Source organism: Brevundimonas sp. GW822-FHT03E11 (assembly GCF_058801445.1).
Genome location: NZ_JBXANG010000001.1, coordinates 113,218 through 134,945 on the forward strand (window position 1 = coordinate 113,218; position 21,728 = coordinate 134,945).

Here is a 21,728-nt window from a genome sequence, read left to right on the forward strand (position 1 = left end):
GCGCTGGACGATAGCGCCGACGCCGGGGGATGCAACCGCACGGACCCTGCGTCAACCTCAGCCTTGGTCGTCCTGGGGCTTCAGGGCCTTCAAAGCCGCAAACGGAGAGATTTCGGCGGGCTCTTCCGGTTGCACGAACTGCGCTCCCGGCTTGCGTGGGAAGGGGTCCAGAGACAGGACCAACTGCTCGACTGCATACTGCCCCAGGTCGATCTTGCCGTCCTCGATCAGGTCGGCGTCCTCCTCCTCCAGGGTGACTTCGATCTCGTCGGTCTGCTGCGGCTCGGCCTCGGCCAACTGAATCGAGAAGCGGCGGTCCACCTCGACCGGCAGGGGTTCCAAGGTCAGGCCGCAGGTCTGGATCGCATGGGCCGTGACGCGCCCCTTCATCGTCCACTCGCTGCTCGACGGGGTCGGCTTGACCTCGATCTCTACGGCGAAGGCGTCCAGGCCCTGCAGATCCAGGGCGCGCGCAATTCGCTGACGCGCCTCCGCGTCGGGCTCCAGGCGTCGGCTCAGCCCCGCGCCGATCTGATTGACCCGCACCGTCTCGCTGTAGGGGAGGCTTGCGCTCATGGTCTCAAACATCCGTCCAGGCCGGCTTCACCAGCACATCATTGAATTCCTGCGCCGCCAGGGCGGCTCGCGCGGCCAGGGCGTAGCGCGCCAAATCAGCCGCCTGTTCCGCCCGCGTCTCGCCATAGACATTGCGCGCCAGAGCTTCGGTCAGAGCCGCCGCATCGCCGTCGCGCAGCGGCGGCTCATAGGCGTTCATCCGGCCGTACAGGGCCTCGCCCAGCTTGCGCATCTTCTTGCCCACCGAAATGTCGCCGACGCCTTCTTCCCGCAACGCATGGTCCAGCGCCGAGACATAGACGTCGAACAGAGCCTGGGCCGCGTCTCGACCGCTCGGCGTGTTCTCATCGCGCAGCCGCAGCACCAGCAGCAGCACGTGCAGCGTATAAAGTTCGAACCGCGCGTCGATCCGGTCAGCCACGCCCAGTCGCGTATAAAGTCCCGGCCGGCGCGCCTGCTCCACCGCCAGGGCGTACAGGGCGTCGCCAATGCGGACGCCTTCGCGGGGTTTGAACAGGTTTTTCAGCATGGCTTTAAACGGCCCCTTTTCCGCCGCGCCGTTGAACTAGGACGCAGGTCCGTCTAGGTCAAAGATCTTGTTCTCTCGCAGGCGCCCGATCATGTCTCGTTTCGTCCCGCTTTTCGTCGCCGTTTCCCTGGGCGGCCTGTCCGCCGCCTGCGCGCCGATGGTCGGCTCCAACGGCTTTCAGGTGATCGACGCCAAGCCCCAGGACGTGGTCGCCGGAACCGACACCAAGGAGACGGTGCTGGCGCGGCTGGGCTCGCCCTCGACCACCTCGACCTTCGAACCGGACAAGGTCTGGTACTACATCAGCCAGACCACTGAGAAATACACCTACAATCTGCCGGTCGTTTCCAGCCGCACGGTGACCGAAATCACCTTCGAGCCGAACGGCGACAAGGTCGCCGCCGTGCGCACCCTGGGGCTGGCGGACGGCGAACAGATCGCGATGAACAGCCGCGAAACCCCGACGCGCGGCCGCGCCCTGACGGTTCTGGAGCAGCTGCTGGGCAACGTCGGCCGCGGCCAGCTGCCGCGCACCGAGGACGACACTCCCGGTCAACGCCGCCCGGACTGATCCCCGGCGCATCGCCCAAGGAAAAACGCCCCGGAGAATCGCTCTCCGGGGCGTTTTCACGTCAGCCGACCGTCCCGCTGGCCAGCACCGCCAGCAGCAGCAGGGCCACGATATTGGTGATCTTGATCATCGGATTCACCGCCGGCCCCGAGGTGTCCTTATAGGGGTCGCCCACGGTGTCGCCCGTGACGGCCGCCTTGTGGGCCTCCGATCCCTTGCCGTGCACCACGCCGTTCTTGTCGGTGAAGCCCTCCTCGATCACCTTCTTGGCGTTGTCCCAAGCGCCGCCGCCCGAAGTCATCGACACGGCCACGAACAGGCCGGTGACGATCACGCCCATCAGCATGGCGCCCAAGGCCGCAAAGGCGTTGGCCTTGTCCGAGATGGCCATGACGGCGACGAACAGGACGATGGGCGACAGGACCGGCAGCAGCGACGGCGCGATCATCTCGCGAATCGCCGCCTTGGTCAGGATGTCGACCGCCCGTCCGTACTCGGGCTTGACCTGATAGGTCATGATGCCGGGGTTCTCGCGGAACTGGCGCCGCACCTCGGCCACGACAGACTCGGCGGCGCGCCCGACCGCCATCATCGACATGCCGCCGAACAGGAAGGGCAACAGCCCCCCGAACAGCAGGCCCACGACCACATAGGGGTTGGTCAGGTCGAAAGCGACCGTCCCCATGTCGGCGAAGAAGGGATAGTCGGACGGATTGGCCGAGAAATATTGCAGGTCCGACGTATAGGCCGCGAACAGCACCAGCGCCCCCAGGCCCGCCGAGCCGATGGCGTAGCCCTTGGTCACGGCCTTGGTCGTGTTGCCCACGGCATCCAGCGCATCGGTCGAATGCCGCACCTCGCTGGGCAGGCCCGCCATTTCGGCGATCCCCCCGGCGTTGTCCGTCACCGGCCCAAAGGCGTCCAGGGCCACGATCATCCCCGCCACGCCCAGCATGGTGGTGGTGGCGATGGCGATGCCGAACAGGCCCGCCAACTGGAAGCTGGCCACAATGCCGACGATGATGGTCAGGGCCGGCAGCGCCGTGGCCTCCAGCGACACCGCCAGCCCTTGGATGACGTTGGTCCCATGACCCGACACCGAGGCGTTGGCCACCGACCGCACCGGCCGGAAGCCCGAGCCGGTGTAGTATTCCGTGACCACCACGATCGCTGCGGTCACCGCCAGCCCGACCATTCCGGACCAGAACAGGGCCATTGGCTGGATGACCAGACCGCCAGTCGTCGTCACCGGCCCGCTCACCATCTGGTCAATGACCCACCAGACCGCGCCGATGGACAGGACGCCGGTCACGATCAGCCCCTGATACAGGGCGCCCATGATGTTCTGGCTCTTGCCCAGCCGCACGAAGAAGCTGCCGATGATCGAGGTCACGATACAGACCGCGCAGATCGCCAGCGGCAGCACCATCAGCATGTCCACATAGGGCTGGCCGCGGAAGAAGATGGCCGCCAGCACCATGGTCGCCACGGTCGTCACCGCATAGGTTTCGAACAGGTCCGCCGCCATGCCGGCGCAGTCGCCGACATTGTCGCCGACGTTGTCGGCGATGGTGGCGGCGTTGCGGGGATCGTCCTCAGGGATGCCGGCCTCGACCTTGCCCACCATGTCGCCGCCCACGTCGGCGCCCTTGGTGAAGATGCCGCCGCCCAGTCGTGCGAAGATCGAGATCAGCGAGGCGCCGAAGCCCAGGGCCACCAGGCCGTCGATCACCTCGCGGCCGACCGGGTTCAAACCGAGGTGGTGGGTCAGGACGATATAATAGCCCGACACCCCGATCAGGGCGCCGCCCGCCACGAACATGCCGGTGATCGCGCCCGACCGGAAGGCCAGGTTCAGCCCCTTGGACAGGCTTTCGGAGGCCGCCTGGGCCGTGCGAACATTGGCCCGCACCGAGATCAGCATCCCGGCGTAACCGGCCGCGCCCGACAGGACCGCCCCGATCAGAAAGCCCACGGCCGCATAGGGGCCGATCAGCAGATAGGCGGCGATCAGGATCACAATCCCCACCAGGCCGATGGTCAGATATTGCCGCTTCAGATAGGCCGAGGCGCCTTCCTGAATGGCGGCGGCGATCTCTCGCATCTTGTCGTTGCCGGTGCTCGCCTTCATCAGGGCGGCGGTCTGAACGGCGCCGTAAAGCACCGCCAGAACACCGGCCGCGAAGACCAGCGTGAGATAGGTCGTCATTGGCGTTTCCATGCCCTTGCAAACAGGCGCGCAGGCCTGGCGCGGCGGGCGGGCCTTAGAGCCTCTGTCCGCCTTCCGGTCCCCCCGCACGCGGCGAGCGCGTCATTGCGCCCCTTGGGATTTTGCAGAGGGAGCGTGTCACGGGCGTCAAGTTGACGCAACCGTGATCGTTGACCGCTAGTGAGCGGTCGGCATGCCGGAGCGACGGCGTGGGCTCTGGGCGATGATCTCGACGCCGGTCACCGAGCCCCGTCCGGAGATGGTGTTGGCGGCAGCGACCAGGGCGGCCGACATGCGACGCTCGTCCAGGCGCGTCCAGTCGCCGGGAACGGTGAAGGGGGTCCGGTGCGCGGCCTTCACCAGGGCGTCGCGGAAGAAGGCCTCCTTCAGCCGCATCTGATCGGCGGTCTTGCCCGCGCCGAGCATCAGGCGGAGCGAGACGAAGACATAGTTCCGCAGCCGACCGTCAGCGATGACGGGCAGACCCACCCCGGCTATGCCGAGTGTCGCAGGGCCTTCGGCCGCCTTCTCGGAGGAGGCGGCGGCGGAGCCGGCGGCGCTCCCGGCGAGGGCGACGGTTCCGGCGGCGATGAAGCTTCTGCGATCCATGCGGCCAGCCTTAGCGGTCTTGGGTTAGGATTCCCTTGCGAAAGGCCTAGCCATGGGTCCAGCCGGCGCGCCCCGGCGTCAGGGGCCGGCCGGCGTAGGAGACCGTGACCCCGGCGCCGGCCCGCACCTCACCCAGCAGGGTCAGGCGAACCCGCCGCCGGTCCGCCTCTCGGCGCAGCGTCTCCACCAGCCGGGCGGGGGCGGTGAAGACGATCTGGTAGTCGTCGCCCCCGGTCGCCAGATCCTCCAGCGCCGCCTGAGGGTCGACGCGGGCTTCGAACCAGGCCCTTGCGGCCGCCGACAGGGGCAGGCTGTCCAGGGTAAGGTCTATGGCGACGCCGCTGGCGCCGGCGATATGCGTCAGATCGGCGACCAGCCCGTCGGAGACGTCGGCCGCCGCAGTGGCGTGGGCGGCGATCACCTCGGCGAAATCCTGTTGAGGCGTCGGCTGGCGGTAATGGTCGATCAGAAAGGCCAGCCGCTCGGGATCGAGCGTCAACTGGCCCCGCGCCGCCTGAAGCCCCAGGAGGCCGTCGCCGATCGTGCCGGTCACGAAGACCAGATCCCCCGCCTCGGCTCCGGCGCGCGACACCGCCCCCCCGGCCGGCACCCAGCCCAGGGCGGTCAGGGAGAAGGCGGCCGGACCCGGTGTCCTGACCGTGTCCCCGCCCATCAGAAAGACGCCGAAGCGCGCCTGATCCTGGGCCAGGCCCGCGGCGAAGGCCTCGCGCTCCGGCCAGCCGCAACGTTCGGACCAGGCGCAGGCCAGCAGATAGCCGAAGGCTTCAGCCCCCTTGGCCGCCAAGTCCGACAGGTTCACACGCAGCAGCTTTCTGGCCACCGTATCCAGGGGGTCGTCGGGCAGGAAATGGACGCCTTCGACGATGGCGTCCTTGGTCAGGACCAGATCATAGCCGGGCCGGGACGGCAGGACCGCCACATCATCGACCAGCCCCCTGCCCCACTCCGGATGGGCCAGGGGCCGCAGCAGCGTCTCGATCGTCTCGAACTCGCCCGCGACGTCGAGCGCGGGCATCAGCGGCGGACGTCTCTGGCGACGCCGTCCAGAGCAGCGTTGACGAACCGGGCCTCGGAGTCGTCGAAGAAGGCCTTGGCCAGTTCGACATATTCGTCGATCACCACTTCGCGCGGCGTCTCCGGATGTTTGATCAGTTCCCAGGCGCCCGAGCGCAGCAGGGCGCGCAGGGTGGCGTCGATCCGCTCCAACCGCCAGTTGGACGCCAGCCGGGCCTTGATCGCCGCGTCGATCTCGCGCTGGCTTTCGATCACACCGCGCACGATGTCGGCGAAATAGGCTTCATCCGCCTCGGCCAGGGCCTCGCCCTCGATGTCGGCGTCAAAGCGGAAGTTGGAGAATTCGGTGATCACCGTCTCCACCCCCTCGCCCGCCAGCTCCATCTGGTACAGGGCCTGGACGGCGGCGAGGCGCGACACGGTGCGCGCCCGGCGCTGTTTGGAGCTCAGATGGGGCTCGGCCCGCTGTTTCTCGGCTTCGGCCAGTTGTTCGAGGACGGCCTTGACGCTGTTCGGTTCAGTCATGCGCCGAGGCCTAGCCGCAACCGCTTCTTCAATGCAATGAGGTCCAGACAGGCTTTGGCCGCTCCGCCGCCCTTATCCCCTTCGGAAAGCCGCGCCCGGGCCCAGGCCTGATGCTCGTCCTCGGTCGTCAGAATGCCGTTGCCGACGATCAGCCCCTTGACGCCCAGCGCCATCAGCCCGGCCGCCGACTGGTCCGAGACGATCTCGAAATGATAGGTCTCGCCGCGGATCACGCAGCCCAGGGCCACATAGCCGTCATAACGCGGCGCGGTCGGGAAGCGACCGGCCTCCTCGGCCATGGCGATGACCGCCGGGATCTCCAGGGCGCCCGGCACGGTGACGACGTCGAACGCGGCGCCGTACGCCTTCAGCGTCTCCTTGGCGCCCTCCAGCAGAGCGTCGGCTAGTTCGTCGTAGAAGCGCGCCTCGACGATCAGAATACGGGGTGCGTCGGTCACGCCTTGTCTTCTCCATCCATGTCGCGCCAGCCGACGATGCGCAGGCCATAGCCTTCCAGCGCCGTCGGTTCAGGTCTCGTCGAACTCATCACGATCATATCCTTGACGCCCAGGTCCAGCAGGATCTGCGCCCCCACGCCATAGGCCCGCAGCGACCGATCCACCGCGGCCGGCTTGTCCACCCCCGCCAGACGTTCCGCCAGCGAGTTCAGGGCCGGGTCGCGCAGGAAGACGACGACGCCCGGACCGTCATGCTCGGTGATCTGCTTCAGGGCCTTGGGCACATAGTCCTGGCGCGCCTCGACATGGCCCAGCAGGTCGCAGGCGAAGTCCACCTGGTGCATCCGCACCAGGGTCGGTTTGGACGGGTCGATCCGACCATGGACCAGGGCGACGTGTTCCGCCCCCTCGATCGTATTCTTATAGAGCATCAAGCGGAACGGCCCGCCGTGAACACTCTCGAACGGCGTATCCATGATCCGTTCGACGAACCGCTCGGTGCGGCGGCGATAGGCGATCAGGTCGGCGATGGTGCCGATCTTCAGCCCGTGCAGCTGGGCGAAGGCGACCAGATCCGGCATCCGCGCCATCTCGCCGTCGTCCTTGATGATCTCGCAGATCACCGCCGCCGGGGTCAGGCCGGCCATGCGGCTGATGTCGACGGAAGCCTCGGTATGGCCGGCGCGGACCAGCACCCCGCCGTCACGCGCCACCAGGGGAAAGATGTGGCCGGGCGAGACGATGTCGTCCATGCCCTTCGAGGCGTCGGTCGCCACCTGGATGGTCCGCGACCGGTCGGCCGCCGAAATACCCGTCGTCACGCCTTCCTTGGCCTCGATCGAGACGGTGAAGGCGGTCTTCATGCTCTCGCGATTGTCGGCGGCCATCGGCGGCAGCCGCAGCTGCTGCGCCCGCTCGGCCGTCAGGGCCAGGCAGACCAGACCGCGGGCCTGTTTGATCATGAAGTTGATCTGATCCGGGGTGGCGAACTGGGCGGGGATGATGATGTCCCCCTCGTTCTCGCGATCCTCGGCGTCCACCAGGATGTAGGGACGGCCGTTGCGGGCGTCCTCCAATATGTCCTCGATGGGACTGATCGGGCTGTCGTTCATGTTCGCGGCCAGCATCTGGCGTTCCTTCGGCATCAGGCCGTCTCCTGCCACCGCGCCAGGTAGCGCGCCAGCATGTCGATCTCGAGATTGACCGGATCGCCGACCTTCAGGCGGCCCAGGGTCGTCACTTCCCACGTATGCGGAATGATATTCAACGAAAAGACCCGGTCTTGCACGGCGTTGACCGTGAGCGACACCCCGTCCACCGTGATCGAACCCTTGGCGGCGATGTAGCGGTGCAGCGGCGCCGGGGCCTCGACCTCGATCCGGTGCGAGCCCCCTTCGGGCGTGATGGAGACGACCCGGCCCAGGCCGTCGACATGACCCGACACCACATGGCCGCCCATCTCGTCGCCCAGGCGGGCGGCCCGTTCCAGATTGACGCCGTCGCCGGCCTTCCAGCCGCCCAGCGTCGTCTTGGACAGGGTCTCGTTCGACACCTCGACGGCGAACCAGTCGGGGCCCTTCTCCGTCACGGTCAGGCAGCAGCCCGCATGGCTGATTGAGGCGCCCAGGTCGATGGAGGCCACGTCCCAGGCGGTCTCAATCTCATAGCGGCGGTCGCGCTCGGTCTCGCGGACGTCGCGGACGCGGCCGATGTCGGTGACGATGCCTGTGAACATGAGACGACCGGTCCCCCTTCGGACCCGAAAAAATACAGTCTAATGTGTCCAGATCGTCCGAAACAGTCCGATCCGGACACCGAAAAACAGTGTCCAAAGTGTCCGATCTGTCCGATCGCCGTCAGATGCGGGCGTAGCTTTCCCACAGGTCGTCCCCGACGGGCCGGACATCCAGGCGTCGGAAGTTGGGGGCCTCGGCCAGCTTTGCAAGGGCCAGGGAAGCCACGCACGGCCGCCCCTCCCCGCCCAACAGGATCGGCGCCCGGAACCATTCCAGACGATCCACCGCCCCCGCGCGCAGAAAGGCGGCGGTCACCTGGCCTCCGCCCTCGATCAGGACCGAGGCGACGCCGACCGCCTGCAGCGCCTTGAGCACGGCCGGCACGGCGGGGCGTCCGTCCTGTGTCTCGACCTGCCGCACCTCCGCGCCTCCGACCGGGCGGGGCGCGACGGCGGTCAGGATCAGACTGTTCGGCCCCGCCAGTTTCGCCGTCGCCGGGGTTCTGAGCCGGCTGTCCAACACCACCCGCAGCGGCTGATCGACGCTGCGGCCCGGCAGGCGGGTGGTCAGTTCGGGGTCGTCGTGGAGCACGGTCTCGACCCCCACCAGAATGGCGTCATGGGCGGCCCGCAGCCTGTGCCCTTCCAGCCGGGCCGCCTCGCCGGTGATCCAGCGGCTTTCGCCCGAGGCCGTGGCGATGCGGCCGTCGAGCGAGGTGGCCAGCTTCAGGGTGACGCGCATCAGCTCTTGCCGGACGGCTCTTCAAAGCCTTCATCGCCCAGGAATTTGGCGAAGTCGCCCGTGTGCCGAAAGTCCTTATAGACCGAGGCGTAGCGGACATAGGCCACCTCATCCACGCCCTTCAGCGCCTTCATGATGAAGTCGCCGACGACGCTGGAAGCGATTTCGGTCTCGCCCAGGCTTTCAAGCTGGCGGACGATCCGATTGACCATCTGTTCGACCTGTTCGGCCTGGACCGGGCGTTTGCGCAGGGCCACGCCCAGCGACCGCTCCAGCTTGTCCCGGTCGAACGGGGTGCGCCGACCGTTGCGTTTCAGGATCACCAGTTCGCGCAGCTGGACCCGCTCGAAGGTGGTGAAGCGCCCGTTGCAGTTCGGACAGGACCGCCGCCGTCGGATCGCCGAGCCGTCGTCCGACGGCCGGCTGTCCTTTACCTGGGTGTCCTGATGACCGCAGAAGGGGCACTTCATCGGTCAGATCATCCGTAGATGGGGAAGCGGTTCGTCAGTTCGCGCACCTGGGCCGCCACGCCCGCGACCACGGCCGGATCAGCCTCGTCCCCGCCGTTCATCGAGGAGACGACGTCGGCGATCCAGTGACCGATCTGCTTGAACTCGGCCTCGCCGAAGCCCCGCGTCGTGCCGGCGGGCGTGCCCAGGCGAACGCCCGAGGTGACGGTGAAGGGGGCCGTGTCGAACGGCACGCCGTTCTTGTTGCAGGTCATCAGCGCCTTTTCGAGCTCGTGCTCGGTCGCCTTGCCGGTCACGCCCTTGGGCCGCAGATCGACCAGCATCAGATGGCTGTCGGTGCCGCCCGAGACGATGGCCAGGCCGCGCTCGACCAGGACGCCGGCCAGGGCCTGGGCGTTCTTGACCACCTGCTGGGCGTACATCTTGAATTCTGGTTGCAGCGCCTCGCCGAAGGCCACGGCCTTGGCCGCGATCACATGCTCCAGCGGCCCGCCCTGCAGGCCGGGGAAGACGGCCGAATTGATCTTCTTGCCCAGTTCGACGTCGTTGGACAGGATCATGCCGCCGCGCGGCCCGCGCAGGGTCTTGTGCGTCGTCGTGGTCACGACGTGGGCGTGCGGGATCGGATCGGGATAGGCGCCCCCGGCGACCAGACCCGCATAGTGGGCCATGTCCACCATCAGATAGGCGCCGACGCTGTCGGCGATCTCGCGGAACCGCTTGAAGTCGATGTGACGGCTGTAGGCGCTGGCGCCGGCCAGGATCAGCTTGGGCTTCTCGCGCTCGGCCATTTCGGCCACATGGTCATAGTCGATCAGATGGGTGTCTTCGGTGACCTTGTAGGTCACCGGGCGGAACCACTTGCCCGACTGGTTCGCCGGCGACCCGTGGGTCAGGTGCCCGCCGCAGGCCAGGTCCATGCCCAAAAAGGTGTCGCCCGGCTGCAAGAGCGTAAAGAAGACCGCCTGGTTGGCCTGGGCGCCCGAGTGGGGCTGCACATTGGCGAAGGCCGCGCCGAACAGCTTTTTCGCCCGTTCGCGCGCCAGATCCTCGGTCACGTCCACATATTCGCAGCCGCCGTAGTAGCGGCGCCCCGGATAACCCTCGGCGTATTTGTTCGTCAGAACCGAGCCTTGGGCGTCCAGCACCGCCTGGGAGACGATGTTCTCGGACGCGATCAGCTCGATCTGCTCCTTCTGCCGGCCCAGCTCCCCTTGAATGCCCTTGAAGACGTCCGGATCGGCGTCGGCCAGGGTCTTGGTGAAATAGGCGTCATGGGTAAAGGCGGTCACGTCGGAATCCCCGCATCTGAGAAGGCCGCCTATCTAGTCCCCAGCGGAGCGAACCACAATATCTTGTGTCCCAGCCGCCCATTCACGCCGCAGCAGGCCGTAGACCAGCATGTCGCACAGGCCCTTGTGCGTGGTTTCATGCTCCCGCAACCGTCCTTCCAAGGAAAAGCCCAGGCGCTCGGCCAAGCCGGCGGACGGCCGGTTGTCCGCATCGATCTCCGCATAGATCCGACGGCACGACGGATCGGTGAAGAGATGGGACACCAGGGCCGTCATGCACTCCCGAGCCACGCCCTGCCCCTGGCGGTCGACGACGGTGACATAGCCGACCTCCAGAACGCCCTCGTCGCGTCCTGGAAAGGCGACGTAGCGTCCAGCGACCGCGCCGGTTTCGCGGTCCACCGCCGTCCAGCTTCGGCCCGGCCAGGTCGGATCGACCAGCCAATCGGCCAGATCGGCCTCGCTACGGAAGGCGGGTCGCGACATATACAGACACTGGTCGTCGCGCGAGAGGGTTGGAAACAGCGCCGCCGCGTCCTCGCGGACCAACGGCCGCATCAGGAAGCGGGGCGTATGAAGGGTGGGCGTCGGGCGCATGCCGCCGCTATAGGGTCAAGAGAGCGGCTGCGCTATCGCCCAGCCTCCAAAGCTCGCCTCAGCTTGGCGATCGCCACCCGCTCGACGGCCTTGGGTTCGTTCGCCGGCCCCATGGCGCTGACCTCGCGGCCGGTCGCGACGTGGATGGCCGAGCATTTGACATAGGGACCGTTGCGGACGAACTCGACGATGATCTCGCCGAGGTCGTCGCCGGTCGTCATGCGGCGACGGGCCGGCGCGCCACGTTGCAGTGGGAGAAGAGCTTGTCCATCGCCTGGACCAGATGATCCATCATCGCGTCCGTATGGTTGGGCGAGGGCGTGAAGCGCAGCCGCTCGGTGCCCTTGGGCACGGTCGGATAGTTGATCGGCTGCACATAGACGCCGAAGTCTTCCAGCAGCATGTCCGAGATCATCTTGCAGTGGACCGGATCACCGACATGAACCGGGACGATGTGGCTCTCGGACTCCATCACCGGAATGCCGACGGCGGCGAAACGGGCCTTCAGGGTCGCCGCGCGTTCCTGATGGCGTTCGCGCAGTTCGGGATGGGCCTTCAGATGGCGCACCGAGGCCAGGGCCCCCGCCGTCAGGGCCGGCGGCAGGCTGGTGGTGAAGATGAAGCCCGAGGCCCAGCTGCGCACCGCATCCACGATCACGGCGTCGGCGGCGATATAGCCGCCCATGACGCCCACGGCCTTGCCCAGGGTGCATTCGATGATGTCGATCTGGTCCAGCACCCCGTCCCGCTCGGCGACGCCGGCGCCGGTCGCGCCGTACAGGCCCACGGCGTGGACCTCGTCCAGATAGGTCATGGCGCCGTATTTCCGGGCCAGGGCGATGGTGCCGGCCAGGTCGGCGATGTCGCCGTCCATCGAATAGACGCTTTCGAAGGCGATCAGCTTGGGCGCCTCGGCCGGGGCTGAGGCCAGGAGCTGCTCCAGATGCGCCAGGTCGTTGTGGCGGAACACATGCCGCTCGCCGCCGCCGTGGCGGATGCCAGCGATCATCGAGGCGTGGTTCAGGGCGTCGGAGAAGATGATCAGGCCCGGCAGGATCTTCTGCAGGGTCGACAGGGTCGCCTCATTGCCGACGTAGCCGGAGGTGAACAGCAGGGCCGCCTCCTTCTGGTGCCAGTGGGCCAGTTCGGTCTCCAGATCCACAGCCGAGCGAGTGGTGCCCGAGATGTTGCGCGTACCGCCGGCCCCGGCGCCGGTCGCCGCGATCTCGTCCTGCATGGCCTTCAGCACGTCCGGATGCTGGCCCATGCCCAGATAGTCGTTGGAGCACCAGATCACGACGTCCTGTTCGGACCCGTCTTCCCGACGGCGCACCGCCTGGGGAAAGGCGCCGCTCACCCGCTTCAGATCGGCGAAGACACGATACCGGCCTTCGCTGCGCACCTGCTCCACCGAGCTTTCAAAGGCGGCCTTATAGTCGAACACGATAGTCGTTCTTTCGCTTATGGCGTGTCTGACGGTTTATTTGCGCCCGACGGCCTGGCTTGTCCATGTCTTCCGTATGGACAAATCGCCCAAGCCCTTAATTGATAACGCTTCTCAGAACGAAGGCGTCAGCTCGTCTCCAGCTCGGTATGCTGCCCAGGATCAGCCTGCGCCGGACCCGTCTTGACTGAATCCCTTGTCTCGCCGCGCGGGCTCGTTCTGGTGAAGATACACCGCAAGCGTGTCCCAGGGCGGCGTGACGGATGCTTGAGTGAGAAGGCGGCCGATCTCGCCTCTGTGATAGCCGGCGTGCAGCGAGACATGAACCAGCATCTCCTCACGCGTCATCGAGCCGCGGTCGCCGTCAGTGAAGGTGAAGGCGACGGGCTCGATCCGAGCTTCGGCAGACAGAGCATCCACATAGTCGATGTACCACTGGTCGGTCGCTGCAACGGCCTCCCTCAACTGGCCGAGCGGCAACGCCGTTTCGAAATTTGTAGAGGTGAAGCCGTGCGTCTCTCCTTGCAGATGTCCTGCGAAAATCCGGCTCACAACGTGAAGGTGGCCGATGAGTCGCCGCGCGATCAGCAATTCCGCCTCCCATTGCACAGCATCAAGAGCGTCCAGTTTGTCAAACAGCTCCTGATTGGCCCAGGCAGAATAGCGAACCAACATCTGCAGCATATTTCCCATTGTCAGGCCTTACTTTGCTGGTGACGAATGCGAGCAATCCGCACACATTTTCAGAAGGAGCGGCGTTCCTGTCTATTCGCATTGAAAATCCGCAAGCGGCGACCCGCAAAACCCCGCGTCAGGCGCGCTCGCGCGCCACGGTCGATGCCATCATCGAAGCCGGTGCTCGCATTCTCAGCGATGACGGATGGGCGGGGTTCACGACGAACCGCGTCGCTGAGAGGGCCGGCGTCAGCATCGGCTCGCTTTACCAGTATTTTGAGGACAAGTTTTCACTGGTCGACGCCATCCGTCAGACCCATCTGGAAAACGGTATGCAAGCGATGCGAAGGGTTCGTGCCGTAGGATTGACGCCACATGAACTGGCGGTCCGGATCGTCGCAGCGAGGATCGAAGCCCATTCCATTCATCCTGGCCTTCATCCCGTCCTACTTCAAGAGATCCCGACAGCGAGGGCGCGCCGCAACCCGGCGAGCGACTATGAAGTCGCCTACCTGTCGTTATACGCGAAAATCGTGGCGGACTTCCGCAGCAGACAGGGTAGTCCCGCTGACGCGGTTGCGGGGCGTGTCCTCTCGGACGCCGTTGACGGCGTGATCCACAATGCGGCGAGTCGCAGCGCCCTCGACGACGAGCGGATGCGCGAGGAGTTGATCCGCTTGATCGCGCTCTATCTATCACCTGGAACTGATTTGCCGTGAAAGGCTGCCTTGTCCAGAGGCGCCTTCCTGGATTCAAGGCTGTCACCCTCACCCCATTGCTGTAGCCCCGCATCACGGACCTCAAGGCGGCGTGGGATCCGCCGCGCGTAAGACAGTCGCCCAAAGCAAAACGGCCCCCGGATTTCTCCGGGGGCCGTTCTTTTTGTAGCCTACGCTCGCCTCGCGGAGGCTCGCCGCTTGAGGTCGAAGCGCTCAAGAAGCGAGCGACCGCTCGCGCGCGTTAGCGCACCAAGAGGCTTACTCGACGATCTTGGCCACGACGCCGGCGCCGACGGTGCGGCCGCCTTCACGGATGGCGAAGCGCAGGCCCTGGTCCATGGCGATCGGGGTGATCAGTTCGACGTTCAGCTCGGCGTTGTCGCCGGGCATGATCATCTCGACGCCTTCCTTCAGCTTCACGATGCCGGTCACGTCGGTCGTGCGGAAGTAGAACTGCGGACGATAGTTGGTGAAGAACGGGGTGTGACGGCCGCCCTCTTCCTTGGTCAGGATATAGGCCTCGGCCACGAACTTGGTGTGCGGGGTGATCGAACCCGGCTTGCACAGAACCTGACCGCGCTCGACGTCTTCACGCTTGGTGCCGCGCAGCAGAACGCCGACGTTGTCGCCCGCCTGGCCCTGATCCAGCAGCTTGCGGAACATTTCGACGCCCGTGCAGGTCGTCTTCTGGACCGGACGGATGCCGACGATCTCGACTTCTTCACCGACCTTGATGATGCCCTTCTCGACGCGACCGGTCACCACGGTGCCGCGGCCCGAGATCGAGAAGACGTCTTCCACCGGCATCAGGAACGGCAGGTCCACCGGACGTTCCGGCTGCGGGATGTAGCTGTCGACGGTTTCCATCAGGGCCAGGATGCGCTGCTCGCCGATCTCCGGGTTCACGCCGTCGGTCGCGGCCTTGGCCGACCCCTTGGTGATCGGGATCTCGTCGCCCGGGAACTGGTACGAGCTCAAGAGCTCGCGCACTTCCATCTCGACCAGCTCCAGCAGCTCTTCGTCGTCGACCAGGTCGACCTTGTTCATGAAGACCACCAGGGCCGGCACGCCGACCTGACGGGCCAGCAGGATGTGCTCGCGCGTCTGCGGCATCGGACCGTCCGCGGCCGAAACCACCAGGATCGCGCCGTCCATCTGCGCCGCGCCGGTGATCATGTTCTTCACATAGTCGGCGTGGCCGGGGCAGTCGACGTGCGCATAGTGACGGTTCGCCGTCTCATATTCCACGTGCGCCGTGTTGATCGTGATGCCGCGCGCCTTCTCTTCCGGCGCGGCGTCGATGTCGGCGTAGTTCATCGCCTTGGCGCCGCCGGCCTTCGCCAGCGTCATCGTGATCGCCGCCGTCAGCGTCGTCTTGCCGTGGTCAACGTGACCAATCGTGCCGATGTTGCAGTGCGGCTTCGTGCGTTCGAACTTTTCCTTGGCCATTCTCTAGCTCCTAGGTCCCCGAACCGGGGGTTCCTGCAGTCTGGGGGTTAAGGGCGCCCGGTCTTGGGACCGGGCGCTTTTAGGTGCGCTTTTCCGAAAGGAAAAGCTTAGGCGTACTTCTTGATCACTTCGTCGGCGACGTGCTGCGGCACCGGCTCATAGTGGTCGTACTGCATGGTGAACTGGGCGCGGCCCTGCGACATGCCGCGCAGCGTGTTCACATAGCCGAACATGTTGGCCAGCGGCACGAAGGCGTTCACGACGGTGGCGTTGCCGCGCATGTCCTGACCCTGGATCATGCCGCGACGGCCGTTCAGGTCGCCGATCACCGAACCCAGATACTCTTCCGGGGTCACGACCTCGACGGCCATGATCGGCTCCAGCAGCTTGGGTCCGCCCTTCTCGCGCAGTTCCTTGAAGGCGGCGCGAGCGGCGATTTCGAAGGCCAGGACCGAGGAGTCGACGTCGTGGAAGGCGCCGTCCACCAGGGTGGCCTTGACGTCGATCACCGGGAAGCCGGCCAGCAGGCCGTTGTCCTTGGCCGACTTCAGGCCCTTTTCGACGCCCGGGATGTATTCCTTGGGCACCGCGCCGCCGACGATGGCGGATTCGAAGACGAAGTCCGTACCCGGCTCGCCCGGCTCGAACACCAGTTTGACGCGGGCGAACTGGCCCGTACCGCCGGTCTGCTTCTTGTGGGTGTAGTCGATCTCGGCCTTGCGGCTGATGGACTCGCGATAGGCCACCTGCGGCGCGCCGATATTGGCCTCGACCTTATAGGTGCGCTTCAGGATGTCGATCTTGATGTCCAGGTGCAGCTCGCCCATGCCCTTCAGGATCGTCTGGCCCGACTCGTGGTCGGTCGAGACGGTGAAGGAGGGGTCTTCCGAGGCCAGCTTGGCCAGGGCGACGCCCAGCTTCTCCTGGTCGGCCTTGGACTTGGGCTCGACGGCGATCTCGATCACCGGGGCCGGGAATTCCATCCGCTCCAGGATGACCGGCGACTTGATCGGGTCGCACAGGGTGTCGCCGGTGCGGGTGTCCTTCAGGCCGGCCAGGGCGACGATGTCGCCGGCATAGGCTTCCTTGATGTCCTCGCGGTTGTTGGAGTGCATCAGCAGCATGCGGCCGACGCGTTCCTTCTTGTCGCGGGTCGAGTTCAACAGGCCCATGCCGGTTTCCATCTTGCCGGAATACAAGCGGCAGAAGGTCAGCGAACCGACGAAGGGGTCGTCCATGATCTTGAACGCCAGAACCGACAGGGGCTCGTCGTCGGACGCCTTGCGCTCGACCTCGGCCTCGGTCTTGTAGTCGATGCCCTTGGTCGGGGGGATGTCCACCGGCGACGGCAGATAGTCGACGACGGCGTCCAGCAGGGTCTGCACGCCCTTGTTCTTGAAGGCCGAGCCGCAGAGGATCGGGTAGAAGGCGCCGGTCAGAACGGCCTTACGGATGCACTTCTTGATCGTCTCTTCCGAGGGCTCTTCGCCGCCCAGATAGGCTTCCATGGCCTCGTCGTCGAGTTCCACGGCGTTGTCGATCAGGTACTGGCGGGCCTCGACGGCCTTGTCCATCAGGTCGGCGGGGATTTCCTCGTCCTGGTAGGAGGCGCCCAGGCCGTCATTGTCCCAGACCACGGCCTTCATGCGGACCAGGTCCACCAGGCCCTTCAGGTTCGACTCGGCGCCGATCGGGAACTGGATCGGCACGGCCTTGGCGCCCAGGCGGTCGCGGATCGATTCGACCGACTTGTCGAAGTCGGCGCCGATCTTGTCCATCTTGTTGACGAAGACGATGCGCGGAACCTTGTACTTGTCGGCCTGACGCCAGACGGTCTCGGTCTGCGGTTCGACGCCGGCGTTGCCGTCCAGAACGGTCACGGCGCCGTCGAGGACGCGCAAGGAACGCTCGACCTCGATGGTGAAGTCCACGTGGCCGGGGGTGTCGATGATGTTGAGGCGCTTTTCTTTCCAGAAGGCGGTCGTCGCGGCCGACGTAATGGTGATGCCGCGTTCCTGCTCCTGGTCCATCCAGTCCATGGTGGCGGCGCCGTCGTGAACTTCGCCGATCTTATGCGACTTGCCCGTGTAGTACAGGATCCGCTCGGTCGTCGTCGTCTTGCCCGCGTCGATGTGGGCCATGATGCCGAAGTTGCGGTAGTCTTCGATTTTATGCGTGCGGGGCATTAGAGCGTCCCTTGAGGGCTTCGGACGCGAATGCGCCCTTCGAAATGTCGGATATGACGGCGCGGGCGATTTAGCTGAAACCGCCCGCGCCGGATAGTCTTAGATAGGAACCGCCCCATACCTTCGAAAGGGAGACGGTTTTAAGACATTTACCAGCGGTAATGGCTGAAGGCGCGGTTCGCCTCGGCCATCTTGTGGGTGTCTTCGCGCTTCTTGACCGCAGTGCCGCGGTTGTTCGAGGCGTCCAGCAGTTCGGCGGCCAGCTTCTCGGTCATGGTGTTCTCGCCGCGCTTGCGGGCGGCGTTGACCAGCCAGCGGATGGCCAGGGCGCGACGACGGTCGGGACGAACCTCGACCGGCACCTGATAGGTGGCGCCGCCGACGCGACGCGAGCGGACTTCGACCGCCGGGGCGACGTTGTCGAGGGCGGAGTGGAAGGTCTCGACTGCAGTCTGGTCCTTCTTCTTCTCGGCCAGGATGTCGAAGGCGCCGTAGACGATGTTCTCGGCGACGGCCTTCTTACCTTCGTACATGACGTAGTTCATGAACTTGGTGACGACCAGGTCGCCGAACTTGGGATCCGGCAGGACTTCACGTTTCTGGGCGCGGTGACGACGCGACATGGGTTATTCCTCTTGGGGCCCGGCCGACGCCGGGAAGATCTCGAAAAGGCCTCCGGGCGCGACGGCCCGGAAGCGAACGGCTTACTTCGGACGCTTGGCGCCGTAGTGCGAACGGCGCTGCTTGCGGTCCTTGACGCCTTGCGTGTCGAGCACGCCGCGCAGGATGTGGTAGCGAACGCCGGGCAAGTCCTTCACGCGGCCGCCGCGGATCAGAACAACAGAGTGTTCCTGCAGGTTGTGGCCTTCGCCGGGGATGTAGCACACGGCTTCATAGCCGTTCTTGGCCAGACGGACCTTGGCGACCTTACGCAGAGCCGAGTTCGGCTTCTTCGGGGTCGTGGTGTAGACGCGGGTGCAGACGCCGCGACGCTGGGGCGAACCCTCCAGGGCCGGCACCTTGTTGCGGGTGGGCTTGGGCTTGCGCGGCTTGCGGATCAGCTGGTTGATCGTAGGCATTGAGACAGGTCTCGACTTCTATGGGGGGCGTGTGTCTTTCGACCGAGGCGCCCCGCGCCTTCTTTTGTGAACGAGGGACCATTCCCCCGCCCGGGTGTCATCGAGACTGAGTGCGTGACGACCCAAACAGAAAAGCCGGAACGCGCGCTTTGGGCGTTCCGGCGGGCACAGCCCGTCCGTTCGATTGTCACGATCTCAGCGACCGGCGAACCGGCCACGCCTCGAAAGTGGGCGGCTTCTACGCGCCATGGGGGGAAAGGTCAAGGACAGGCCAACTACTGCAGTCTAAAGCGGGATGTGAACCGGACCTTCTGTCCCACCCGGCTCGGATCGGCCTGCACCCGCAGACCTCTTCTGGACATGGCGAGCGCCGCCTCGCCATAGCCCTGGTCGGACGGCTCCTCGGAGATCACCACGCAGTCCGTCAAAGCTCCGCCTTCGGCGAGAACGCATTCAAGCGTCACAGCCCCATCCTCTGAGCCGGGCGTGAAGCTGCGGCCGACGACAGGGGTTCCGTCCGGCAGGGACGCTACCGCCTCGGACGTCGCACAGGCGGCGAGAAGACCGCATATGACGACGACGATCGTATTCTTCATCCGTCCCTCCCCCGAATCCAGATTTCATTATCACCGGGCGGGGCCGGGCTCCACGGCACAGGCGGCGTCTGTCTGCGCCTCCATATAGGTCCGCTCGAAACAGCGGGACAGCCATGACAGGTTCCGGCCATTGTACCGGTCGCCTTCGTTGGGTGAGGTTCGCAACGTCTCAAGACGCGCGTCCAGCAGTCCCCGATCCTTGACCAGGAACCCATACAACCCCTCGACATAGGCGTTCCAGTCCAAGGCGATTTCGGCGGCCGTGCGCTGATCCGACCGCCGCGCTCCGCCCAGCGCCAGTGCGGCGCCCGCTTCGTCTCCGGCAAAGGCCAGATAGCGCGCCATGTGTAGGTGGGAGATGGCCGATTCCCGCACCCCCAACAGCGGCCCACGCGTCAGATACTCCCGACTGGCCTCGGCCGCTCGCCGGTAGCACCCCAGATCGGCGTACCACATCGGACTGCCGGGCTTGTCCGTCGAGAACTCAAAATCCTCCCAGTCGCGCTCGGCGTTGGCCTCATTGGGGACGGCCGGACAAGTCTCCAGGTCGTCGACAGGGGCCGGCCTGGCGACCTGCGAGCTTGCCTGAAGATACAAGACCAGGACCAACAGTATCGACATCAGCCGCCCCTCCCTCGGAGCCTCATCACACAGCCATGACGCGAACAAGTCAAACCAGCGCCTGAATCCAGCCATCCTTGCGGTCGAGCTTTGCGTTGAACGGTCAGGGGACGGGCATGGGGGCGACGGGCAGGATCGGCTGGGCGGGCGCGACCGCCGCCGCTCTCAGCGTCAACGTCCTGGTCATAGCCCTGCTGTCGATGGAGCACCGGCGAGAGCGGACGCCGCGCTCACGGGCTGCCGAACCGGTTTTGTATCTCGATATCGAGCCACGCGCCTCCTTGCCGAGGGATCGGTCCGTTCGGACGTCTCGCAGGCTCGGCCGTGCGCCCTCTCCTGTTGAACGTCCGGCCGCCGTTTCGCCCACGACCTCCAACCAGACGAAGGAGGCTGGGGTTTCCGTCGCGGCCGGCGCGTCCATCGATGAAGGCTGGCGCGTCACGACCGGCGTCGGGCGTACCAGCGACAGTTTCGCGTCCTGCGACGCGCCGCATCGTCTGTCCGTCGAAGGACGTCGTCGATGCGAGGACCGGTGGATGCGCCTGGGCCAGGAGGTCCGTTCCATAACCGGCTCGGGCGACGCCGAACGGGAGGCGGTCTTCGCGCGCCAGGGCGCCAGACGCCTGGCGGCATGGGAGGCGAAGCGCGCTGAGCCGTCGCGGGGCGACCCGCCTTGCGAAAATCCCAATCCCGTGGCCGGTTGCGAAGGGGTCAACATCAGCGTTGAGCTATTCTCCACACGCGACGGCGTCCTGCCCAACCTCAGAAAGCGCCGCCAATGAGCGTGTCCGCCCAGCCTCGTCCACCGTTCCAGCGTCCCGACTGGCGCAAGGCGGGTCTGGCCGCGTTGGCCGCCGCCATCAACATCGCCCTGATCGCCGCCCTGTCCGTCACGGCGCTGGGGATCGACGGGGAAGACTTCGCCGCCGAGCCGCCGCCGATCTATCTGGACATCGAGCCTCGCCCCCTGCTGCCCGACGAACGCCCTCGCGCCCCCGCCAGAGCCGCGCCGGACGTCGAGCCCGCAGCGGCTCCGACAGCCTCGTCTTCCCCCTCGGTTCGCGCTCCCGCTGCTGAGGCCCAGGCCGTTCCCCGCCCTGCCCCCCTGCGTCCCCGCCTCGCCGCCCCGACGCCGCCGGGCGCGCCGCCGCCGGCCGACGTCTGGCGGGTCGATCCTTCAAACCGCAGCGGGGCCATGGCCCGCACCCTGCGCCAGGGCCTGCCCGGCTGCGCCTCGCCCGATCTGCTGAACGAGATGGAACGTCAGCATTGCCGCAATGAGTTCGCCCGAAGGGCCGAGAACGCGGCGCCCATCACCGGCTCGGGCAACCCCGAGCGCGACGCCCGCTTCGCCCGCGAGGGCGCGCGCCGTTTGGCGGAGTGGGAGGCGACGCGCCGTCCCCTGTCCGGCGGGGTCGGAGTCGTCGGTCCGGCGGACTGTGTCGGCTCGAACTTCGGCACGGGCTGTGCGGGCGCCCACCTGGACCCGTCCCTGGCGCCGGATTCCCGCCAGAACGTACAGACAGGCCGCGACGGCCACCGCGCCGCCGGCGCCCCTGTCACCCCCGGCGCCTCGGCCCCTAGGGAGCGCTGGAAGGACTGACGCATAAA

At 66.2% G+C, this 21,728-nt stretch carries 26 protein-coding genes; 4 read left to right on the forward strand and 22 right to left on the reverse strand.

All coding sequences use genetic code 11. From position 1 onward, the window contains the following. Positions 1 to 57 precede the first annotated feature (57 nt). Positions 58 to 576 carry a YceD family protein gene (locus AC1RKE_RS00600; RefSeq protein ID WP_082382706.1) on the reverse strand — a complete coding sequence of 173 codons (519 nt, stop codon included), beginning with the start codon at positions 574 to 576 and terminating at the stop codon, positions 58 to 60. Between the two features lie 4 nt (positions 577 to 580). Further along, a complete protein-coding gene (locus AC1RKE_RS00605; protein WP_054765965.1) occupies positions 581 to 1,105 on the reverse strand; it encodes a ubiquinol-cytochrome C chaperone family protein in 525 nt (174 codons plus the stop codon). 91 nt (positions 1,106 to 1,196) lie between these two features. Between AC1RKE_RS00605 and AC1RKE_RS00610 the strand changes: the two genes are divergently transcribed. Continuing rightward, positions 1,197 to 1,676 (forward strand): outer membrane protein assembly factor BamE, encoded by a 480-nt coding sequence (locus AC1RKE_RS00610; RefSeq protein ID WP_054765966.1) that lies wholly within the window; start codon positions 1,197 to 1,199, stop codon positions 1,674 to 1,676. A gap of 61 nt (positions 1,677 to 1,737) precedes the next feature. On the opposite strand, the gene AC1RKE_RS00615 is transcribed toward AC1RKE_RS00610, so the two are convergent. The 14 genes from AC1RKE_RS00615 to AC1RKE_RS00680 all read right to left on the reverse strand — a co-directional run bounded on the left by AC1RKE_RS00615 (position 1,738) and on the right by AC1RKE_RS00680 (position 13,476). Further along, positions 1,738 to 3,885 (reverse strand): sodium-translocating pyrophosphatase, encoded by a 2,148-nt coding sequence (locus AC1RKE_RS00615; protein ID WP_054765967.1) that lies wholly within the window; start codon positions 3,883 to 3,885, stop codon positions 1,738 to 1,740. Positions 3,886 to 4,062: 177 nt separating this feature from the next. Beyond that, entirely contained in the window at positions 4,063 to 4,494 is a 432-nt protein-coding gene (locus tag AC1RKE_RS00620) for a hypothetical protein (protein ID WP_348683677.1), read from the reverse strand. Positions 4,495 to 4,540: 46 nt separating this feature from the next. Further along, on the reverse strand, positions 4,541 to 5,530 hold the full coding sequence (thiL, locus tag AC1RKE_RS00625) for a thiamine-phosphate kinase (RefSeq protein ID WP_348683678.1): 990 nt from the start codon (positions 5,528 to 5,530) through the stop codon (positions 4,541 to 4,543). Continuing rightward, positions 5,530 to 6,054, reverse strand: coding sequence for a transcription antitermination factor NusB (gene nusB, locus AC1RKE_RS00630; RefSeq protein ID WP_054765970.1), 525 nt, complete (start codon positions 6,052 to 6,054; stop codon positions 5,530 to 5,532). The genes thiL and nusB overlap by 1 nt, the downstream gene beginning before the upstream one ends. Next, positions 6,051 to 6,512, reverse strand: a complete 462-nt coding sequence (ribH, locus tag AC1RKE_RS00635) for a 6,7-dimethyl-8-ribityllumazine synthase (RefSeq protein ID WP_191558565.1) — start codon at positions 6,510 to 6,512, stop codon at positions 6,051 to 6,053. The genes nusB and ribH overlap by 4 nt, the downstream gene beginning before the upstream one ends. Then, positions 6,509 to 7,657 (reverse strand): 3,4-dihydroxy-2-butanone-4-phosphate synthase, encoded by a 1,149-nt coding sequence (gene ribB / locus AC1RKE_RS00640; RefSeq protein ID WP_224762204.1) that lies wholly within the window; start codon positions 7,655 to 7,657, stop codon positions 6,509 to 6,511. Before ribB ends, ribH begins: the two co-directional genes overlap by 4 nt. Continuing rightward, the gene (locus AC1RKE_RS00645; RefSeq protein WP_183217193.1) at positions 7,657 to 8,247 is read right to left on the reverse strand and encodes a riboflavin synthase; all 591 of its coding nucleotides are present in this window, start codon (positions 8,245 to 8,247) and stop codon (positions 7,657 to 7,659) included. The genes ribB and AC1RKE_RS00645 overlap by 1 nt, the downstream gene beginning before the upstream one ends. Positions 8,248 to 8,368: 121 nt before the next feature. Further along, a complete protein-coding gene (locus tag AC1RKE_RS00650; protein WP_348683679.1) occupies positions 8,369 to 8,989 on the reverse strand; it encodes a RibD family protein in 621 nt (206 codons plus the stop codon). Then, positions 8,989 to 9,459: a transcriptional regulator NrdR gene (gene nrdR / locus AC1RKE_RS00655; RefSeq protein ID WP_191558567.1), complete on the reverse strand. Its 471-nt coding sequence runs from the start codon at positions 9,457 to 9,459 to the stop codon at positions 8,989 to 8,991. Before nrdR ends, AC1RKE_RS00650 begins: the two co-directional genes overlap by 1 nt. Before the next feature lie 8 nt (positions 9,460 to 9,467). Then, positions 9,468 to 10,751: a serine hydroxymethyltransferase gene (glyA, locus tag AC1RKE_RS00660; RefSeq protein ID WP_348683680.1), complete on the reverse strand. Its 1,284-nt coding sequence runs from the start codon at positions 10,749 to 10,751 to the stop codon at positions 9,468 to 9,470. Positions 10,752 to 10,784: 33 nt separating this feature from the next. Continuing rightward, positions 10,785 to 11,348 (reverse strand): GNAT family N-acetyltransferase, encoded by a 564-nt coding sequence (locus tag AC1RKE_RS00665; protein WP_054765976.1) that lies wholly within the window; start codon positions 11,346 to 11,348, stop codon positions 10,785 to 10,787. Between the two features lie 32 nt (positions 11,349 to 11,380). Then, positions 11,381 to 11,569, reverse strand: a complete 189-nt coding sequence (locus AC1RKE_RS00670; RefSeq protein WP_054765977.1) for a DUF6898 family protein — start codon at positions 11,567 to 11,569, stop codon at positions 11,381 to 11,383. After that, positions 11,566 to 12,792, reverse strand: coding sequence for a 5-aminolevulinate synthase (gene hemA, locus AC1RKE_RS00675; RefSeq protein ID WP_348683681.1), 1,227 nt, complete (start codon positions 12,790 to 12,792; stop codon positions 11,566 to 11,568). Before hemA ends, AC1RKE_RS00670 begins: the two co-directional genes overlap by 4 nt. 162 nt (positions 12,793 to 12,954) lie before the next feature. Further along, complete coding sequence (locus AC1RKE_RS00680) at positions 12,955 to 13,476, reverse strand: DinB family protein (RefSeq protein ID WP_197273304.1); 522 nt, start codon at positions 13,474 to 13,476, stop codon at positions 12,955 to 12,957. 29 nt (positions 13,477 to 13,505) lie between these two features. Here AC1RKE_RS00680 and AC1RKE_RS00685 point away from each other — a divergent pair, with 29 nt between their 5' ends. Continuing rightward, a complete protein-coding gene (locus tag AC1RKE_RS00685) occupies positions 13,506 to 14,186 on the forward strand; it encodes a TetR/AcrR family transcriptional regulator (RefSeq protein WP_224761196.1) in 681 nt (226 codons plus the stop codon). 258 nt (positions 14,187 to 14,444) lie between these two features. Here AC1RKE_RS00685 and tuf read toward each other — a convergent pair whose 3' ends face one another. From tuf to AC1RKE_RS00715, 6 genes are all read right to left on the reverse strand, one after another. Further along, complete coding sequence (tuf, locus tag AC1RKE_RS00690) at positions 14,445 to 15,635, reverse strand: elongation factor Tu (protein WP_183217189.1); 1,191 nt, start codon at positions 15,633 to 15,635, stop codon at positions 14,445 to 14,447. A gap of 107 nt (positions 15,636 to 15,742) precedes the next feature. After that, on the reverse strand, positions 15,743 to 17,821 hold the full coding sequence (gene fusA, locus AC1RKE_RS00695; protein WP_054765981.1) for an elongation factor G: 2,079 nt from the start codon (positions 17,819 to 17,821) through the stop codon (positions 15,743 to 15,745). A 149-nt stretch (positions 17,822 to 17,970) separates the two neighbouring features. Further along, positions 17,971 to 18,444 (reverse strand): 30S ribosomal protein S7, encoded by a 474-nt coding sequence (gene rpsG, locus AC1RKE_RS00700; RefSeq protein ID WP_054765982.1) that lies wholly within the window; start codon positions 18,442 to 18,444, stop codon positions 17,971 to 17,973. An 81-nt stretch (positions 18,445 to 18,525) separates the two neighbouring features. Next, complete coding sequence (gene rpsL, locus AC1RKE_RS00705; protein WP_008260482.1) at positions 18,526 to 18,900, reverse strand: 30S ribosomal protein S12; 375 nt, start codon at positions 18,898 to 18,900, stop codon at positions 18,526 to 18,528. Positions 18,901 to 19,175: 275 nt separating this feature from the next. Then, entirely contained in the window at positions 19,176 to 19,496 is a 321-nt protein-coding gene (locus AC1RKE_RS00710) for an energy transducer TonB (RefSeq protein ID WP_152950526.1), read from the reverse strand. A gap of 30 nt (positions 19,497 to 19,526) precedes the next feature. Next, entirely contained in the window at positions 19,527 to 20,117 is a 591-nt protein-coding gene (locus tag AC1RKE_RS00715) for a hypothetical protein (RefSeq protein WP_152950527.1), read from the reverse strand. A 116-nt stretch (positions 20,118 to 20,233) separates the two neighbouring features. Between AC1RKE_RS00715 and AC1RKE_RS00720 the strand changes: the two genes are divergently transcribed. Together AC1RKE_RS00720 and AC1RKE_RS00725 are read left to right on the forward strand one after the other, a co-directional pair. Then, the gene (locus AC1RKE_RS00720; RefSeq protein ID WP_348684339.1) at positions 20,234 to 20,899 is read left to right on the forward strand and encodes a hypothetical protein; all 666 of its coding nucleotides are present in this window, start codon (positions 20,234 to 20,236) and stop codon (positions 20,897 to 20,899) included. After that, positions 20,896 to 21,720 (forward strand): hypothetical protein, encoded by an 825-nt coding sequence (locus tag AC1RKE_RS00725; RefSeq protein WP_183217180.1) that lies wholly within the window; start codon positions 20,896 to 20,898, stop codon positions 21,718 to 21,720. Before AC1RKE_RS00720 ends, AC1RKE_RS00725 begins: the two co-directional genes overlap by 4 nt. The last annotated feature ends 8 nt before the right edge of the window (positions 21,721 to 21,728 follow it).

Excerpts from the sequence above, each read along its gene's own strand:
- thiL (WP_348683678.1), bottom strand. The coding sequence starts at position 5,530 with ATGCCCGCGCTCGACGTCGCGGGCGAGTTCGAGACGATCGAGACGCTG.
- AC1RKE_RS00680 (WP_197273304.1), bottom strand. The coding sequence starts at position 13,476 with ATGCTGCAGATGTTGGTTCGCTATTCTGCCTGGGCCAATCAGGAGCTG.
- AC1RKE_RS00670 (WP_054765977.1), bottom strand. The coding sequence starts at position 11,569 with ATGACGACCGGCGACGACCTCGGCGAGATCATCGTCGAGTTCGTCCGC.
- ribB (WP_224762204.1), bottom strand. The coding sequence starts at position 7,657 with ATGCCGAAGGAACGCCAGATGCTGGCCGCGAACATGAACGACAGCCCG.
- AC1RKE_RS00710 (WP_152950526.1), bottom strand. The coding sequence starts at position 19,496 with ATGAAGAATACGATCGTCGTCGTCATATGCGGTCTTCTCGCCGCCTGT.
- AC1RKE_RS00615 (WP_054765967.1), bottom strand. The coding sequence starts at position 3,885 with ATGACGACCTATCTCACGCTGGTCTTCGCGGCCGGTGTTCTGGCGGTG.
- rpsL (WP_008260482.1), bottom strand. The coding sequence starts at position 18,900 with ATGCCTACGATCAACCAGCTGATCCGCAAGCCGCGCAAGCCCAAGCCC.
- AC1RKE_RS00610 (WP_054765966.1), top strand. The coding sequence starts at position 1,197 with ATGTCTCGTTTCGTCCCGCTTTTCGTCGCCGTTTCCCTGGGCGGCCTG.
- AC1RKE_RS00650 (WP_348683679.1), bottom strand. The coding sequence starts at position 8,989 with ATGCGCGTCACCCTGAAGCTGGCCACCTCGCTCGACGGCCGCATCGCC.
- tuf (WP_183217189.1), bottom strand. The coding sequence starts at position 15,635 with ATGGCCAAGGAAAAGTTCGAACGCACGAAGCCGCACTGCAACATCGGC.
- rpsG (WP_054765982.1), bottom strand. The coding sequence starts at position 18,444 with ATGTCGCGTCGTCACCGCGCCCAGAAACGTGAAGTCCTGCCGGATCCC.
- AC1RKE_RS00605 (WP_054765965.1), bottom strand. The coding sequence starts at position 1,105 with ATGCTGAAAAACCTGTTCAAACCCCGCGAAGGCGTCCGCATTGGCGAC.
- AC1RKE_RS00600 (WP_082382706.1), bottom strand. The coding sequence starts at position 576 with ATGAGCGCAAGCCTCCCCTACAGCGAGACGGTGCGGGTCAATCAGATC.
- AC1RKE_RS00725 (WP_183217180.1), top strand. The coding sequence starts at position 20,896 with ATGAGCGTGTCCGCCCAGCCTCGTCCACCGTTCCAGCGTCCCGACTGG.
- AC1RKE_RS00720 (WP_348684339.1), top strand. The coding sequence starts at position 20,234 with ATGGGGGCGACGGGCAGGATCGGCTGGGCGGGCGCGACCGCCGCCGCT.
- AC1RKE_RS00715 (WP_152950527.1), bottom strand. The coding sequence starts at position 20,117 with ATGTCGATACTGTTGGTCCTGGTCTTGTATCTTCAGGCAAGCTCGCAG.
- AC1RKE_RS00665 (WP_054765976.1), bottom strand. The coding sequence starts at position 11,348 with ATGCGCCCGACGCCCACCCTTCATACGCCCCGCTTCCTGATGCGGCCG.
- fusA (WP_054765981.1), bottom strand. The coding sequence starts at position 17,821 with ATGCCCCGCACGCATAAAATCGAAGACTACCGCAACTTCGGCATCATG.
- nusB (WP_054765970.1), bottom strand. The coding sequence starts at position 6,054 with ATGACTGAACCGAACAGCGTCAAGGCCGTCCTCGAACAACTGGCCGAA.
- AC1RKE_RS00645 (WP_183217193.1), bottom strand. The coding sequence starts at position 8,247 with ATGTTCACAGGCATCGTCACCGACATCGGCCGCGTCCGCGACGTCCGC.
- AC1RKE_RS00620 (WP_348683677.1), bottom strand. The coding sequence starts at position 4,494 with ATGGATCGCAGAAGCTTCATCGCCGCCGGAACCGTCGCCCTCGCCGGG.
- nrdR (WP_191558567.1), bottom strand. The coding sequence starts at position 9,459 with ATGAAGTGCCCCTTCTGCGGTCATCAGGACACCCAGGTAAAGGACAGC.